The sequence below is a fragment of the Niallia circulans genome (genome assembly GCF_003726095.1).
Lineage (GTDB): Bacteria > Bacillota > Bacilli > Bacillales > Cytobacillaceae > Niallia > Niallia circulans_A.
Map to the genome: position 1 here is coordinate 4,025,277 of NZ_CP026031.1, position 17,499 is coordinate 4,042,775.

Below are 17,499 nucleotides of genomic sequence, written 5' to 3' on the forward strand. Positions count from 1 at the left end.
AATTCCTCAAAACAGTAATAAGTTTGAGGGTAAAGAGAAACAAGTAGATCAAGGAAGCGAATGCGCGAGCACCGGAGCGTACGACAGTACGTGAGGAGCAGAGCGAAGAAGCTGACGAAGAGATGCGAAGTTTATCTTTAGCCGAAATTGTTCCTTGAAAACTAGATTATGAATAGTAAGAACCAAGAAAGAAACCGAGTAATCGCCATCTTAGATTCTCTATTTTAAATAGTAGAATTAAAAAAACTAAGGCTTTAAGCCAATTAGTTAAGTTAGAAAGGGCGCACGGTGGATGCCTTGGCACTAGGAGCCGATGAAGGACGGGATTAACACCGATATGCTTTGGGGAGCTGTAAGTAAGCTTTGATCCAGAGATTTCCGAATGGGGAAACCCTCTATCCGTAATGGGATAGAATCTTTACCTGAATACATAGGGTACTGAAGGCAGACCCGGGGAACTGAAACATCTAAGTACCCGGAGGAAGAGAAAGCAAACGCGATTCCCTGAGTAGCGGCGAGCGAAACGGGATTAGCCCAAACCAAGAGGCTTGCCTCTTGGGGTTGTAGGACACTCTATATGGAGTTACAAAGGAACGGGGTAGACGAATCGATCTGGAAAGGTCAGTCGTAGAAGGTAAAAACCCTGTAGTCGAAACTTCGTTCCCTCTTGAGTGTATCCTGAGTACGGCGGGACACGAGAAATCCCGTCGGAAGCAGGGAGGACCATCTCCCAAGGCTAAATACTCCCTAGTGACCGATAGTGAACCAGTACCGTGAGGGAAAGGTGAAAAGCACCCCGGAAGGGGAGTGAAATAGATCCTGAAACCGTGTGCCTACAAGTAGTTAGAGCCCTTTTATGGGTGATAGCGTGCCTTTTGTAGAATGAACCGGCGAGTTACGATTACATGCGAGGTTAAGTTGAAGAGACGGAGCCGCAGCGAAAGCGAGTCTGAATAGGGCGAAATAGTATGTGGTTGTAGACCCGAAACCAGGTGATCTACCCATGTCCAGGGTGAAGTCCAGGTAACACTGGATGGAGGCCCGAACCCACGCACGTTGAAAAGTGCGGGGATGAGGTGTGGGTAGCGGAGAAATTCCAATCGAACTTGGAGATAGCTGGTTCTCTCCGAAATAGCTTTAGGGCTAGCCTCAAGATTTAGAGTATTGGAGGTAGAGCACTGTTTGGACTAGGGGCCCCCATCGGGTTACCGAATTCAGACAAACTCCGAATGCCAAATACTTATTCTTGGGAGTCAGACTACGAGTGATAAGATCCGTGGTCAAGAGGGAAACAGCCCAGACCACCAGCTAAGGTCCCAAAGTATACGTTAAGTGGAAAAGGATGTGAAGTTGCTTAGACAACCAGGATGTTGGCTTAGAAGCAGCCACCATTTAAAGAGTGCGTAATAGCTCACTGGTCGAGTGACTCTGCGCCGAAAATGTACCGGGGCTAAACGTATCACCGAAGCTGTGGATTGACATCTTTGATGTCAGTGGTAGGAGAGCGTTCTAAGGGCGTTGAAGCTAGACCGTAAGGACTGGTGGAGCGCTTAGAAGTGAGAATGCCGGTATGAGTAGCGAAAGATGAGTGAGAATCTCATCCACCGAATGCCTAAGGTTTCCTGAGGAAGGCTCGTCCGCTCAGGGTTAGTCGGGACCTAAGCCGAGGCTGAAAAGCGTAGGCGATGGACAACAGGTTGATATTCCTGTACCACCTTTAAATCGTTTGAGCAATGGGGGGACGCAGGAGGATAGGGTAAGCGTGCTGTTGGATTAGCACGTCCAAGCAGTTAGGCTGGTAATGAGGCAAATCCCATTACCACATAAGCGGAGCTGTGACGGCGAGGGAAATATAGTACCGAAGTTCCTGATTCCACACTGCCAAGAAAAGCCTCTAGCGAGATTTAGGGTGCCCGTACCGCAAACCGACACAGGTAGGCGAGGAGAGAATCCTAAGGTGAGCGAGAGAACTCTCGTTAAGGAACTCGGCAAAATGACCCCGTAACTTCGGGAGAAGGGGTGCTCTTGCGGGTGCAAGCCTGCGAGAGCCGCAGTGAATAGGCCCAGGCGACTGTTTAGCAAAAACACAGGTCTCTGCGAAGCCGCAAGGCGAAGTATAGGGGCTGACACCTGCCCGGTGCTGGAAGGTTAAGAGGAGGGGTTAGCACGTTAGTGCGAAGCTCTGAATTGAAGCCCCAGTAAACGGCGGCCGTAACTATAACGGTCCTAAGGTAGCGAAATTCCTTGTCGGGTAAGTTCCGACCCGCACGAAAGGTGTAACGATCTGGGCACTGTCTCAACGAGAGACTCGGTGAAATTATAGTACCTGTGAAGATGCAGGTTACCCGCGACAGGACGGAAAGACCCCGTGGAGCTTTACTGCAGCCTGATATTGAATTTTGGTACAGCTTGTACAGGATAGGTAGGAGCCTTGGAAGCCGGAGCGCTAGCTTCGGTGGAGGCATTGGTGGGATACTACCCTGGCTGTATTGACATTCTAACCCGCACCCCTGATCGGGGTGGGAGACAGTGTCAGGTGGGCAGTTTGACTGGGGCGGTCGCCTCCTAAAAAGTAACGGAGGCGCCCAAAGGTTCCCTCAGAATGGTTGGAAATCATTCGTAGAGTGTAAAGGCACAAGGGAGCTTGACTGCGAGACCTACAAGTCGAGCAGGGACGAAAGTCGGGCTTAGTGATCCGGTGGTTCCGCATGGAAGGGCCATCGCTCAACGGATAAAAGCTACCCCGGGGATAACAGGCTTATCTCCCCCAAGAGTCCACATCGACGGGGAGGTTTGGCACCTCGATGTCGGCTCATCGCATCCTGGGGCTGTAGTCGGTCCCAAGGGTTGGGCTGTTCGCCCATTAAAGCGGTACGCGAGCTGGGTTCAGAACGTCGTGAGACAGTTCGGTCCCTATCCGTCGTGGGCGTAGGAAATTTGAGAGGAGCTGTCCTTAGTACGAGAGGACCGGGATGGACGCACCGCTGGTGTACCAGTTGTCTTGCCAAAGGCATCGCTGGGTAGCTATGTGCGGAAGGGATAAGTGCTGAAAGCATCTAAGCATGAAGCCCCCTCAAGATGAGATTTCCCATAGCGTAAGCTAGTAAGATCCCTGAAAGATGATCAGGTTGATAGGTTAGAGGTGGAAGCGTGGCGACATGTGGAGCTGACTGATACTAATAGATCGAGGACTTAACTAAAATAATCTTAGCGTAAGCTAAGAAAGATTACTTGTTCTTTCTTTTACTTCATAATCTAGTTTTGAGGGAATAACCTCAAAAATTAAATAGTCTGGTGGCGATAGCGAGAAGGTCACACCCGTTCCCATACCGAACACGGAAGTTAAGCTTCTCAGCGCCGATGGTAGTTGGGGGTTCTCCCCTGTGAGAGTAGGACGTCGCCAGGCATTATATATGGAGGATTAGCTCAGCTGGGAGAGCATCTGCCTTACAAGCAGAGGGTCGGCGGTTCGATCCCGTCATCCTCCACCATTTATTATTGGACAAACTATATTACGCCGGTTTAGCTCAATTGGTAGAGCAACTGACTTGTAATCAGTAGGTTGGGGGTTCAAGTCCTCTAGCCGGCACCATTTTATGAGCCATTAGCTCAGTTGGTAGAGCATCTGACTTTTAATCAGAGGGTCGGAGGTTCGAATCCTCCATGGCTCATCTTATTTTTGTCTGCGGGTGTGGCGGAATTGGCAGACGCACTAGACTTAGGATCTAGCGCCGCAAGGCGTGGGGGTTCGACTCCCTTCACCCGCACCAATTTATTATCAATTAAATACATGCGGAAGTAGTTCAGTGGTAGAACACCACCTTGCCAAGGTGGGGGTCGCGGGTTCGAATCCCGTCTTCCGCTCCATAAAACAATGCCGGGGTGGCGGAACTGGCAGACGCACAGGACTTAAAATCCTGCGGTAGGTGACTACCGTACCGGTTCGATTCCGGTCCTCGGCACCATTGTTTTTTTATATAAATGCGCCCGTAGCTCAATTGGATAGAGCGTCTGACTACGGATCAGAAGGTTATGGGTTCGACTCCTTTCGGGCGCGCCATTATATTTCGGGAAGTAGCTCAGCTTGGTAGAGCACTTGGTTTGGGACCAAGGGTCGCAGGTTCGAATCCTGTCTTCCCGACCATTATTCTCATTATACGGGGCCTTAGCTCAGCTGGGAGAGCGCCTGCCTTGCACGCAGGAGGTCAGCGGTTCGATCCCGCTAGGCTCCACCAAAAAAATATATTGACGGTTTGATATATAACTGTTATTATATAAAAGTTGCTTCTGATAGCAACAATAAATTGCTCTTTGAAAACTGAACAAACAAACGTCAACAATAATCGTTTTATAACTAGCGTTATAGAACAAAAAGTAACAAAAAGCTAGAGTTTAGCAATGAGCTAATCAACTCTTTATTGGAGAGTTTGATCCTGGCTCAGGACGAACGCTGGCGGCGTGCCTAATACATGCAAGTCGAGCGGACTTTAAAAGCTTGCTTTTAAAGTTAGCGGCGGACGGGTGAGTAACACGTGGGCAACCTGCCTGTAAGACTGGGATAACTTCGGGAAACCGGAGCTAATACCGGATAATCCTTTTCCTCTCATGAGGAAAAGCTGAAAGACGGTTTACGCTGTCACTTACAGATGGGCCCGCGGCGCATTAGCTAGTTGGTGAGGTAACGGCTCACCAAGGCGACGATGCGTAGCCGACCTGAGAGGGTGATCGGCCACACTGGGACTGAGACACGGCCCAGACTCCTACGGGAGGCAGCAGTAGGGAATCTTCCGCAATGGACGAAAGTCTGACGGAGCAACGCCGCGTGAGTGATGAAGGTTTTCGGATCGTAAAACTCTGTTGTTAGGGAAGAACAAGTACAAGAGTAACTGCTTGTACCTTGACGGTACCTAACCAGAAAGCCACGGCTAACTACGTGCCAGCAGCCGCGGTAATACGTAGGTGGCAAGCGTTGTCCGGAATTATTGGGCGTAAAGCGCGCGCAGGCGGTCCTTTAAGTCTGATGTGAAAGCCCACGGCTCAACCGTGGAGGGTCATTGGAAACTGGGGGACTTGAGTGCAGAAGAGAAGAGTGGAATTCCACGTGTAGCGGTGAAATGCGTAGAGATGTGGAGGAACACCAGTGGCGAAGGCGACTCTTTGGTCTGTAACTGACGCTGAGGCGCGAAAGCGTGGGGAGCAAACAGGATTAGATACCCTGGTAGTCCACGCCGTAAACGATGAGTGCTAAGTGTTAGAGGGTTTCCGCCCTTTAGTGCTGCAGCAAACGCATTAAGCACTCCGCCTGGGGAGTACGGCCGCAAGGCTGAAACTCAAAGGAATTGACGGGGGCCCGCACAAGCGGTGGAGCATGTGGTTTAATTCGAAGCAACGCGAAGAACCTTACCAGGTCTTGACATCCTCTGACACTCCTAGAGATAGGACGTTCCCCTTCGGGGGACAGAGTGACAGGTGGTGCATGGTTGTCGTCAGCTCGTGTCGTGAGATGTTGGGTTAAGTCCCGCAACGAGCGCAACCCTTGATCTTAGTTGCCAGCATTCAGTTGGGCACTCTAAGGTGACTGCCGGTGACAAACCGGAGGAAGGTGGGGATGACGTCAAATCATCATGCCCCTTATGACCTGGGCTACACACGTGCTACAATGGATGGTACAAAGGGCAGCAAAACCGCGAGGTCGAGCAAATCCCATAAAACCATTCTCAGTTCGGATTGTAGGCTGCAACTCGCCTACATGAAGCTGGAATCGCTAGTAATCGCGGATCAGCATGCCGCGGTGAATACGTTCCCGGGCCTTGTACACACCGCCCGTCACACCACGAGAGTTTGTAACACCCGAAGTCGGTGGGGTAACCTTTTGGAGCCAGCCGCCTAAGGTGGGATAGATGATTGGGGTGAAGTCGTAACAAGGTAGCCGTATCGGAAGGTGCGGCTGGATCACCTCCTTTCTAAGGAAAATGGAATTTACATTCCATCAAAGATTGTTGACGATTTGTTGTTCAGTTTTGAGGGAGCAATTAATTCCTCAAAACAGTAATAAGTTTGAGGGTAAAGAGAAACAAGTAGATCAAGGAAGCGAATGCGCGAGCACCGGAGCGTACGACAGTACGTGAGGAGCAGAGCGAAGAAGCTGACGAAGAGATGCGAAGTTTATCTTTAGCCGAAATTGTTCCTTGAAAACTAGATTATGAATAGTAAGAACCAAGAAAGAAACCGAGTAATCGCCATCTTAGATTCTCTATTTTAGAGAATTACTTCTTTGGAAAGTAGTCGTATTAAACGAATACTCCTTCAAAGATTGGAGAGCAAAGAGAAGCAAGTAGGTCAAGGAAGCGACCGAACGAGCACCAGAGCGTACGACAGTACGTGAGGAGCAGAGTGAAGAAGCTGACGAAGAGATACGCCGCTTATCTTTGGTCGAAACTAAGTTAAGTTAGAAAGGGCGCACGGTGGATGCCTTGGCACTAGGAGCCGATGAAGGACGGGATTAACACCGATATGCTTTGGGGAGCTGTAAGTAAGCTTTGATCCAGAGATTTCCGAATGGGGAAACCCTCTATCCGTAATGGGATAGAATCTTTACCTGAATACATAGGGTACTGAAGGCAGACCCGGGGAACTGAAACATCTAAGTACCCGGAGGAAGAGAAAGCAAACGCGATTCCCTGAGTAGCGGCGAGCGAAACGGGATTAGCCCAAACCAAGAGGCTTGCCTCTTGGGTTGTAGGACACTCTATATGGAGTTACAAAGGAACGGGGTAGACGAATCGATCTGGAAAGGTCAGTCGTAGAAGGTAAAAACCCTGTAGTCGAAACTTCGTTCCCTCTTGAGTGTATCCTGAGTACGGCGGGACACGAGAAATCCCGTCGGAAGCAGGGAGGACCATCTCCCAAGGCTAAATACTCCCTAGTGACCGATAGTGAACCAGTACCGTGAGGGAAAGGTGAAAAGCACCCCGGAAGGGGAGTGAAATAGATCCTGAAACCGTGTGCCTACAAGTAGTTAGAGCCCTTTTATGGGTGATAGCGTGCCTTTTGTAGAATGAACCGGCGAGTTACGATTACATGCGAGGTTAAGTTGAAGAGACGGAGCCGCAGCGAAAGCGAGTCTGAATAGGGCGAAATAGTATGTGGTTGTAGACCCGAAACCAGGTGATCTACCCATGTCCAGGGTGAAGTCCAGGTAACACTGGATGGAGGCCCGAACCCACGCACGTTGAAAAGTGCGGGGATGAGGTGTGGGTAGCGGAGAAATTCCAATCGAACTTGGAGATAGCTGGTTCTCTCCGAAATAGCTTTAGGGCTAGCCTCAAGATTTAGAGTATTGGAGGTAGAGCACTGTTTGGACTAGGGGCCCCCATCGGGTTACCGAATTCAGACAAACTCCGAATGCCAAATACTTATTCTTGGGAGTCAGACTACGAGTGATAAGATCCGTGGTCAAGAGGGAAACAGCCCAGACCACCAGCTAAGGTCCCAAAGTATACGTTAAGTGGAAAAGGATGTGGAGTTGCTTAGACAACCAGGATGTTGGCTTAGAAGCAGCCACCATTTAAAGAGTGCGTAATAGCTCACTGGTCGAGTGACTCTGCGCCGAAAATGTACCGGGGCTAAACGTATCACCGAAGCTGTGGATTGACATCTTTGATGTCAGTGGTAGGAGAGCGTTCTAAGGGCGTTGAAGCTAGACCGTAAGGACTGGTGGAGCGCTTAGAAGTGAGAATGCCGGTATGAGTAGCGAAAGATGAGTGAGAATCTCATCCACCGAATGCCTAAGGTTTCCTGAGGAAGGCTCGTCCGCTCAGGGTTAGTCGGGACCTAAGCCGAGGCTGAAAAGCGTAGGCGATGGACAACAGGTTGATATTCCTGTACCACCTTTAAATCGTTTGAGCAATGGGGGGACGCAGGAGGATAGGGTAAGCGTGCTGTTGGATTAGCACGTCCAAGCAGTTAGGCTGGTAATGAGGCAAATCCCATTACCACATAAGCGGAGCTGTGACGGCGAGGGAAATATAGTACCGAAGTTCCTGATTCCACACTGCCAAGAAAAGCCTCTAGCGAGATTTAGGGTGCCCGTACCGCAAACCGACACAGGTAGGCGAGGAGAGAATCCTAAGGTGAGCGAGAGAACTCTCGTTAAGGAACTCGGCAAAATGACCCCGTAACTTCGGGAGAAGGGGTGCTCTTGCGGGTGCAAGCCTGCGAGAGCCGCAGTGAATAGGCCCAGGCGACTGTTTAGCAAAAACACAGGTCTCTGCGAAGCCGCAAGGCGAAGTATAGGGGCTGACACCTGCCCGGTGCTGGAAGGTTAAGAGGAGGGGTTAGCACGTTAGTGCGAAGCTCTGAATTGAAGCCCCAGTAAACGGCGGCCGTAACTATAACGGTCCTAAGGTAGCGAAATTCCTTGTCGGGTAAGTTCCGACCCGCACGAAAGGTGTAACGATCTGGGCACTGTCTCAACGAGAGACTCGGTGAAATTATAGTACCTGTGAAGATGCAGGTTACCCGCGACAGGACGGAAAGACCCCGTGGAGCTTTACTGCAGCCTGATATTGAATTTTGGTACAGCTTGTACAGGATAGGTAGGAGCCTTGGAAGCCGGAGCGCTAGCTTCGGTGGAGGCATTGGTGGGATACTACCCTGGCTGTATTGACATTCTAACCCGCACCCCTGATCGGGGTGGGAGACAGTGTCAGGTGGGCAGTTTGACTGGGGCGGTCGCCTCCTAAAAAGTAACGGAGGCGCCCAAAGGTTCCCTCAGAATGGTTGGAAATCATTCGTAGAGTGTAAAGGCACAAGGGAGCTTGACTGCGAGACCTACAAGTCGAGCAGGGACGAAAGTCGGGCTTAGTGATCCGGTGGTTCCGCATGGAAGGGCCATCGCTCAACGGATAAAAGCTACCCCGGGGATAACAGGCTTATCTCCCCCAAGAGTCCACATCGACGGGGAGGTTTGGCACCTCGATGTCGGCTCATCGCATCCTGGGGCTGTAGTCGGTCCCAAGGGTTGGGCTGTTCGCCCATTAAAGCGGTACGCGAGCTGGGTTCAGAACGTCGTGAGACAGTTCGGTCCCTATCTGTCGTGGGCGTAGGAAATTTGAGAGGAGCTGTCCTTAGTACGAGAGGACCGGGATGGACGCACCGCTGGTGTACCAGTTGTCTTGCCAAAGGCATCGCTGGGTAGCTATGTGCGGAAGGGATAAGTGCTGAAAGCATCTAAGCATGAAGCCCCCCTCAAGATGAGATTTCCCATAGCGCAAGCTAGTAAGATCCCTGAAAGATGATCAGGTTGATAGGTCAGAGGTGGAAGCGTGGCGACATGTGGAGCTGACTGATACTAATAGATCGAGGACTTAACTAAAATGAAAAGCGGAAACGCCTGTTTATCGGCGTTGGAGCTGGACAATAATGATTACTCATTTCTTTCTTTTACTTCATAATCTAGTTTTGAGGGAACAACCTCAAAATTAAATAGTCTGGTGGCGATAGCGAGAAGGTCACACCCGTTCCCATACCGAACACGGAAGTTAAGCTTCTCAGCGCCGATGGTAGTTGGGGGTTCTCCCCTGTGAGAGTAGGACGTCGCCAGGCTGTCAAAAAGTTCTAAAAGCATTTAGCTTTTAGGGCTTTTTTTATTGTTTTTTTATCGATAAATAACTTTCTGCTAATTCCCCATACTATGCAAAAAACTCCTTCTTTTTTAATACATTAAAAGATATACATTACATAAATTCTTAAACTTGAAAATTGCAATAAATCAGACTATAGTTAATATAATCTTTAAACATATCCTTTCCTTCCATGAAAGAATAACGATAGCAGGTTTGGAATAACTAAAAAATGGGAAAATTAATAAAACGTCTTCCTTGCTAAATAATATTTTTATCGTGTATAATTATAGTCAAATATAGTCAAAGTCAGAAGGGGGAGGCTTGGTGAGAAATATTTCGGATATAATTGAGAATTACTTAAAAGAAGTATTAGAAATGAGCGAAAAATCATTAGTAGAAATAAAACGAAGTGAAATCGCTGATAAGTTTGAGTGCGTACCATCACAAATTAATTATGTAATTAATACCCGTTTTACGATAGAAAAAGGGTATGTGGTGGAAAGTAAACGTGGTGGCGGTGGTTTTATTCGAATTATGAAAGTCCAAACATATGATCATGCCCATTTAATTGACCAATTACTATCCCTTATTCAAAGTCGGATACCTCAAAATAGTGCAGAAGATTTAATTCTTCGATTAGTAGAAGAAGATGTTATCAGTAAGCGAGAAGCGAAGATAATGTTAAGCGTAATTGATCGTTCTGTATTATATTTAGAATTACCATATAGAGATGAATTAAGAGCAAGATTATTAAAGGCGATGTTAACTTCATTAAAATATAAATAATATCCCTGTGTATAAATTGAGGTGAAGATTATGATGTGTTCTGAATGTAATCAAAGACCAGCTACTTTACATTTTTCTAAGAATATCAATGGCAAAATAACAGAGTTTCATCTATGTGAGCATTGTGCAAAGGAAAATGGTGATATATTTATGACGAATGGCTCATCTGGTTTATCTTTGAATAGTTTATTAGCTGGGTTATTAAATATAGAGCCAAGTTTTCAACATATCACAGAAGATACGTATAAGAGACAGCAGCCGTTACAGTGCAAAGAATGTAATATGACATTTTCTCAATTCAGGAAATTAGGTAAACTAGGTTGTCCTCATTGCTACGATACATTTAAAGACCAGCTGCTGCCATTTATAAAGCGTCTCCATGGTGGGAATATTGAGCACAAAGGAAAAATCCCAGAGCGCATTGGAGGGCATTTTCTCATTAAAAAGGAAATTGAGCAGTTGCGAATAGAGTTGAAAGAACTAATAAACAACGAAGAATTTGAAAAGGCTGCAATCATTCGAGATGAAATAAAAGATAAAGAAAAGCAGTTAACTTCTTTTACTGAGGGAGGGGAGTAACGTGTCTTTAGAAAAATTTATAAGTAAAGCACGAACTTCATGGATGTGTTCCGATGGTCCCGACTCTGAAATTGTTCTTACCTCTCGAATCCGATTAGCAAGGAATATAGAGGGTGTGAAATTTCCTCTATTATTTTCAAAAGAAGAAGCTGAGAATGTGATTCAACAGGTTGAGGGTGCAATCATAAATGAGTCCAATCAACCCTTTGGTCAATTGGAACTTCTTGCAATGAATAATTTAAATACATTGGAAAAAAGAGTCCTTGTAGAGAAACATTTAATTAGTCCTCAGCTGGCAGAACAATCTCCTAATGGTGCAGCAATCTTATCAGAGGATGAAGAAGTAAGTATTATGATTAATGAGGAAGACCATATTCGTATTCAGTGTATAAAGCCTGGTCTTCAAATAGAAGAAGCGATTAAAGAAGCTAATACAATTGATGATTTATTAGAAAAAAAGGTCAATTATGCTTACCATGTAGAAATGGGATATCTGACAAGCTGTCCAACTAATATCGGAACAGGATTAAGAGCTTCTGTTATGATGCATCTACCGGGAATGGTATTAACCCAGCAAATGAACCGAATCATTCCGGCGATTCAACAGCTTGGCTTAGTAGTTAGAGGAATATATGGAGAAGGCAGCGAAGCCCTCGGAAATATTTTTCAAATTTCTAATCAGATAACACTAGGAAGATCAGAAAAGGACATCATTGAGGAACTAAAAAGCGTTGTTACTCAATTAATTGAGCAAGAAAAAGAAGCAAGGAATGCATTAGCGCAAACCTCAAACATACAATTAGAAGATAGGGTTTTTCGTTCATACGGAATACTGTGTAATAGTCGTATTATGGAAACAAAGGAAGCAGCTAAATGTCTATCCGATGTTCGGTTAGGAATTGATATGGGATATATAAAAAATATATCGAAAAGCATCCTTAATGAATTAATGATTCTTACCCAGCCGGGGTTTCTACAACTATATGCTGGAGAAGAGATGAATCCAAATGAACGCGATATTCGTCGTGCAGTCTTAATAAGAGAAAGATTAAAATTGGAAACTGAATAGAGATTCTAAGGAGGATGAAAGTATGATGTTTGGCCGATTTACAGAAAGAGCGCAGAAAGTATTAGCACTTTCCCAGGAAGAAGCAATTCGATTAGGTCACAATAATATTGGTACAGAGCATATCTTATTAGGATTAGTCCGTGAAGGAGAAGGAATTGCTGCAAAGGCGTTACAAGCACTTGGATTAGGTGCTGAAAAAATCCAAGAGGAAGTAGAAAACTTGATTGGTCGTGGTCAAGATACAACACAAACCGTACCACATTATACACCCAGAGCTAAAAAAGTGATCGAACTATCCATGGATGAAGCAAGAAAATTAGGTCATTCTTATGTGGGAACAGAGCATATTCTTTTAGGCTTAATTAGAGAAGGCGAAGGGGTAGCTGCTAGAGTATTAAATAATCTAGGTGTAAGCCTAAATAAAGCGCGTCAACAAGTCCTCCAGTTGCTTGGTAGTAGTGAATCAGGAAACCATCCCGGTGGCTCTGCTGCTAGTGCTAATACACCAACGCTTGATAGCTTAGCTAGAGATTTAACTGCTATTGCAAGAGAAGGAAGCCTTGATCCAGTTATAGGGAGAAGCAAAGAAATCCAACGTGTTATTGAAGTATTAAGCAGACGGACAAAAAATAATCCTGTATTAATAGGGGAACCTGGTGTTGGTAAAACTGCTATTGCGGAAGGTCTTGCACAACAAATTGTTCAAAATGAAGTTCCAGAAATTTTGAGAGATAAACGTGTAATGACATTAGATATGGGAACAGTTGTTGCTGGTACGAAATACCGTGGTGAATTTGAAGATCGCTTGAAAAAGGTGATGGATGAAATTCGCCAAGCTGGTAATATCATTCTCTTCATTGATGAGCTGCATACATTAATCGGTGCAGGTGGTGCAGAAGGTGCTATTGATGCATCTAATATTCTAAAGCCATCCTTAGCTAGAGGAGAGCTTCAATGTATTGGTGCCACAACACTAGATGAATATCGTAAATATATTGAAAAAGATGCAGCATTAGAAAGAAGATTCCAGCCGATCACGGTTGATGAGCCTACTAGTGATGAATCTATTCAAATATTAAAAGGCTTAAGAGACCGTTATGAGGCGCACCATCGAGTATCAATTACAGACGATGCAATTGAAGCAGCTGTAAAATTATCTGATCGCTATATTTCAGATCGTTTCTTACCAGATAAAGCAATTGACTTAATTGACGAAGCTGGTTCTAAGGTTCGTTTAAGATCTTATACAACTCCACCTAACTTGAAAGAGTTAGAAGTCAAGTTAGAAGAAGTACGTAAAGAGAAGGATGCTTCTGTGCAAAGTCAAGAATTCGAAAAAGCTGCATCTTTACGAGATACAGAACAAAGATTGAGAGAACAGTTAGAAGAAACGAAGAAAAATTGGAAAGAGAAGCAAGGACAAGAAAATACAGAGGTGACAGTAGAAGATATTGCAAGTGTAGTATCTAGCTGGACTGGAATTCCTGTATCTAAGCTTGCACAAACAGAAACCGATAAATTACTGAACATGGAAAATATCCTTCATAATCGCGTGATTGGTCAAGAAGAAGCCGTTATTGCTATTTCTAAAGCTGTAAGACGCGCAAGAGCTGGCTTGAAAGATCCAAAGAGACCAATAGGTTCCTTTATTTTCCTTGGCCCTACTGGAGTAGGGAAGACCGAACTTGCTCGGGCACTGGCAGAGTCCATGTTTGGTGATGAAGATGCCATGATCCGTATTGATATGTCTGAATATATGGAGAAGCATTCTACTTCTAGATTGGTAGGATCTCCTCCTGGTTATGTAGGATATGAAGAAGGCGGACAATTGACAGAGAAGGTTAGAAGAAAGCCATATTCTGTTGTTCTTTTAGATGAAATTGAAAAAGCGCATCCCGATGTATTTAATATTTTACTTCAAGTGCTGGAGGATGGTCGCTTAACAGATTCGAAAGGAAGAACGGTTGATTTCCGAAACACAGTGTTAATTATGACTTCCAACGTTGGAGCTTCTGCATTAAAACAAAATAAATATGTTGGTTTTAATGTGCAAGATGGAGATCAAGATTATAAAGATATGAAGGGCAAAGTAATGGAAGAGCTGAAAAGAGCATTCCGTCCAGAGTTCTTAAACCGTATCGATGAAACAATTGTTTTCCATGCATTAGAGAAGAAGCATTTAAAAGAAATTGTTACTTTAATGGCAGATCAGTTAGTTAAACGTCTATCAGAACAGGATATTCAATTGAGTATCACAGAAGCGGCCAAAGAAAAAATTGCGGAAGAAGGCTATGATCCAGAGTATGGAGCGAGACCACTTCGTCGTGCAATACAAAAGCATATAGAAGATCGATTATCTGAAGAACTTCTAAAGGGAACAGTATTAACTGGTCAACAAATTGAATTGGATGTCGAAAATGGTGAGTTTACTGTGAAGGTGAACGGTGCAGAGCCAGCAGTAAACCTACAAAAATAATACCTAGAACATTTATAAGGTGACACACGTATTACAGCTTTACGTGTGTCCTTTCTTTATTTAAGATAAAAATAGAAAAAAATTAATATCTATTATTTGGGTTGGAGATGTTAGTAATAAAAGGGGAAGGAGGCTGAATATGGCCAAAAGAAAAACAAAATTTCTTTGCCAGGAATGTGGATATGAATCAGCAAAATGGATGGGGAAATGTCCTGGTTGTGGAAATTGGAATACAATGGTGGAAGAAGTAGAGAAGAGTGCTGTTCAAAGAAAAGGTGCGTTTGCTCATTCTGCAACCACTACTGTTGCTGCAAAGCCTATTCCTATAACAAGCATTGAAACGGTTAATGAGCCCAGAATATATACCGACTTAATGGAGTTAAACCGTGTTCTTGGTGGAGGAGTTGTGCGTGGTTCTCTTGTATTAATAGGTGGAGATCCCGGAATTGGTAAATCAACGCTTCTTTTACAAGTATCCTCGCAGTTAGCACATAAGAAACATTCTGTCTTATATGTTTCAGGAGAAGAATCGCAAAAGCAAACAAAGTTAAGAGCAGACAGATTGGGGGTAGTTTCTGATCATTTGCTCGTCTATTCAGAAACCAATCTAGAGGAAATAAGTAGAACCATTGAAAATACGAATGTGGAATTTGTGGTTATTGATTCGATTCAGACCATCTATCATCCGGAGGTCACCTCTGCTCCAGGAAGTGTTTCTCAAGTTAGAGAATGTACAGCAGAATTAATGCGGATAGGAAAAACCAAAGGAATAGCAATCTTCATTGTAGGACATGTCACAAAGGAAGGATCGATTGCAGGACCAAGATTACTGGAGCATATGGTTGATACTGTATTGTATTTTGAAGGAGAAAGACATCATACATATCGTATTTTACGCGCTGTAAAGAACCGTTTTGGCTCTACTAATGAGATGGGTATTTTTGAGATGAAGGAATTTGGACTGGAAGAGGTAGAGAATCCCTCTGAAATTTTCTTAGAAGAGCGATCACAGGGTGCCGCTGGCTCCACTGTTGTAGCATCAATGGAAGGAACAAGACCGGTTCTGGTTGAAATCCAAGCATTGATTTCACCGACTAGTTTTGGGAATCCACGAAGGATGGCAACGGGCATAGATCATAATAGAGTGCCGTTGTTAATGGCGGTATTAGAAAAAAGAGTTGGAATGTTACTCCAGAATCAGGATGCCTATTTAAAAGTAGCTGGTGGTGTAAAACTTGACGAGCCTGCTATAGATTTGGCGATCGCTGTAAGCATTGCCTCGAGTTTTAGAGATAAACCAACAAGAGCAACTGACTGTATTATTGGGGAAGTTGGCTTAACTGGAGAAGTTAGAAGAGTATCCCGTATTGAGCAAAGGGTGCAGGAGGCTGCTAAATTAGGTTTTGAGCGTGTTATTATTCCAGCTAATAATTTAAGTGGTTTGAAGGCTCCAAAAGGCTTAGAGGTCGTTGGCGTTCATACGGTTGCGGATGCTTTAAAAGCGGCTTTAAGCGATTAGTTTTTCGAAAAAATACATTGATGTGAATTTTTAGTTGTGTTAAAATGTAATATTTAATTATTTGACTTGCGTTTATTTTTAATGCTAATCTAGTTTTATAAATTAAATAGGTATTTATCTCTTTGTCTGTGTTATATTTCCATTTTTGTAAGGGTTTAAGGGTTTTTCTGAGCTATTATAAATGTTTCTATTAAATATAAATAGTTGGTCATTATTTCCCGAGCAATGGAAAAGGGCATTTTTAACATTAGTATATGACATAGTCATCATATCTATAAAAATAACTTTTTCATTACAAATAAAAAATTCCTGTAATATTAGGTTTCAAAACTGGGAATTTGTTTATAATGTGAAAGAGGAGGTGGAAGTATTGTTAAAACGCATTGTTCAAGTTTGTTTTTTAATTATTGGAGGAACAATCGGGTTTTTATTTATTCCTGATTTATTCTCAGTAATGTCTATCGATCATGATCTTATTAATAACGCATATGTGTCTGCAATACTTGGTGCCATTATTTTTTATCTTATTACTTTTTGGGCGATTGATTATATTGTTAACTTTATTAAGTTTTTAGAAGAATCAATTGTAAAGGCTCCGATTACGGATATAATTTTCGGTAGTCTTGGAATAGGATTTGGGTTAACTTTAGCCTTTTTAGTAGGCTATGCATTAACGTCTGTTCCTGTGCTTAATACTGTCGCTCCAATCCTTTTATCATTACTTTTTGGGTATTTAGGCTTTCAAGTTGGGTTTAAAAAGAGAGATGAGCTATTAACACTCTTCACAGCTAGAAAGAAGAAGGTAGTGGAAGAGGAACCCACAAAAGTTGAGAAAAGTAATTTAAAAATATTGGATACTAGTGTTATTATTGATGGAAGAATAGCTGATATTTGTCAAACGGGCTTCCTGGAGGGCACAATTGTTATTCCGCAATTTGTGCTGGGAGAACTTCAGCATATAGCAGATTCATCCGATGCGCTAAAACGTAATCGTGGACGAAGAGGGCTAGATATTCTAAATCGAATTCAAAAGGAATTAGCGATTAAAGTGGAAATTTACGAAGGTGATTTTGAAGATATCACTGAAGTAGATAGTAAACTAGTCAAATTAGCTAAATTAACAAATGGTGTTGTTGTAACAAATGATTTTAATTTAAATAAAGTTTGTGAACTGCAGAAGGTTGCTGTTCTCAATATTAATGATTTGGCAAATGCAGTAAAGCCAGTAGTTCTTCCAGGGGAAGAGATGAAAATACAAATTATTAAAGATGGAAAAGAACATAATCAAGGTGTTGCCTATCTAGATGATGGCACGATGATTGTAGTAGAAGAAGGTCGCAATTATATTGGAAAACATATAGATGTTCTTGTAACGAGTGTATTGCAAACATCTGCAGGTCGAATGATCTTTGCAAAACCAAAATTATTAGAAAAAGCATTGTAA

At 44.0% G+C, this 17,499-nt stretch carries 6 protein-coding genes, 9 tRNA genes and 5 rRNA genes; all 20 read left to right on the forward strand.

The window, feature by feature from the left end; genetic code table 11:
- The first annotated feature begins 265 nt into the window (after nucleotides 1–265).
- The 20 genes from C2I06_RS19235 to C2I06_RS19330 all read left to right on the forward strand — a co-directional run bounded on the left by C2I06_RS19235 (nucleotide 266) and on the right by C2I06_RS19330 (nucleotide 17,499).
- A 23S ribosomal RNA gene (locus C2I06_RS19235) occupies nucleotides 266–3,200 on the forward strand.
- A 90-nt stretch (nucleotides 3,201–3,290) separates the two neighbouring features.
- Nucleotides 3,291–3,406 (forward strand): 5S ribosomal RNA (gene rrf / locus C2I06_RS19240).
- A 9-nt stretch (nucleotides 3,407–3,415) separates the two neighbouring features.
- Nucleotides 3,416–3,491 (forward strand) — tRNA-Val (locus C2I06_RS19245).
- A 25-nt stretch (nucleotides 3,492–3,516) separates the two neighbouring features.
- A tRNA-Thr gene (locus C2I06_RS19250) sits at nucleotides 3,517–3,592 on the forward strand.
- 6 nt (nucleotides 3,593–3,598) lie between these two features.
- Nucleotides 3,599–3,671 (forward strand) — tRNA-Lys (locus C2I06_RS19255).
- 14 nt (nucleotides 3,672–3,685) lie between these two features.
- Nucleotides 3,686–3,770, forward strand: a tRNA-Leu gene (locus tag C2I06_RS19260).
- A 22-nt stretch (nucleotides 3,771–3,792) separates the two neighbouring features.
- Nucleotides 3,793–3,867, forward strand: a tRNA-Gly gene (locus C2I06_RS19265).
- A gap of 9 nt (nucleotides 3,868–3,876) precedes the next feature.
- Nucleotides 3,877–3,965: transfer RNA gene (locus C2I06_RS19270), tRNA-Leu, on the forward strand.
- An 18-nt stretch (nucleotides 3,966–3,983) separates the two neighbouring features.
- A tRNA-Arg gene (locus C2I06_RS19275) sits at nucleotides 3,984–4,060 on the forward strand.
- A gap of 8 nt (nucleotides 4,061–4,068) precedes the next feature.
- A tRNA-Pro gene (locus C2I06_RS19280) sits at nucleotides 4,069–4,144 on the forward strand.
- A gap of 15 nt (nucleotides 4,145–4,159) precedes the next feature.
- Nucleotides 4,160–4,235 (forward strand) — tRNA-Ala (locus tag C2I06_RS19285).
- A gap of 180 nt (nucleotides 4,236–4,415) precedes the next feature.
- Nucleotides 4,416–5,963 (forward strand): 16S ribosomal RNA (locus C2I06_RS19290).
- Nucleotides 5,964–6,441: 478 nt separating this feature from the next.
- Nucleotides 6,442–9,376 (forward strand): 23S ribosomal RNA (locus C2I06_RS19295).
- A gap of 114 nt (nucleotides 9,377–9,490) precedes the next feature.
- Nucleotides 9,491–9,606 (forward strand): 5S ribosomal RNA (gene rrf, locus C2I06_RS19300).
- Together the 16S, 23S and 5S rRNA genes with 9 tRNA genes alongside form the textbook arrangement of a ribosomal RNA operon.
- Nucleotides 9,607–9,950: 344 nt before the next feature.
- Entirely contained in the window at nucleotides 9,951–10,412 is a 462-nt protein-coding gene (locus C2I06_RS19305; RefSeq protein WP_095333598.1) for a CtsR family transcriptional regulator, read from the forward strand.
- 30 nt (nucleotides 10,413–10,442) lie between these two features.
- Entirely contained in the window at nucleotides 10,443–10,991 is a 549-nt protein-coding gene (locus C2I06_RS19310; protein ID WP_095333600.1) for a protein-arginine kinase activator protein McsA, read from the forward strand.
- 1 nt (nucleotide 10,992) lies between these two features.
- On the forward strand, nucleotides 10,993–12,060 hold the full coding sequence (locus C2I06_RS19315) for a protein-arginine kinase McsB (protein WP_095333603.1): 1,068 nt from the start codon (nucleotides 10,993–10,995) through the stop codon (nucleotides 12,058–12,060).
- Between the two features lie 22 nt (nucleotides 12,061–12,082).
- Nucleotides 12,083–14,536: an ATP-dependent protease ATP-binding subunit ClpC gene (gene clpC, locus C2I06_RS19320; RefSeq protein ID WP_095333605.1), complete on the forward strand. Its 2,454-nt coding sequence runs from the start codon at nucleotides 12,083–12,085 to the stop codon at nucleotides 14,534–14,536.
- Nucleotides 14,537–14,675: 139 nt separating this feature from the next.
- Complete coding sequence (radA, locus tag C2I06_RS19325) at nucleotides 14,676–16,055, forward strand: DNA repair protein RadA (RefSeq protein WP_123258671.1); 1,380 nt, start codon at nucleotides 14,676–14,678, stop codon at nucleotides 16,053–16,055.
- Between the two features lie 370 nt (nucleotides 16,056–16,425).
- Nucleotides 16,426–17,499, forward strand: a complete 1,074-nt coding sequence (locus C2I06_RS19330) for a PIN/TRAM domain-containing protein (protein WP_095333610.1) — start codon at nucleotides 16,426–16,428, stop codon at nucleotides 17,497–17,499.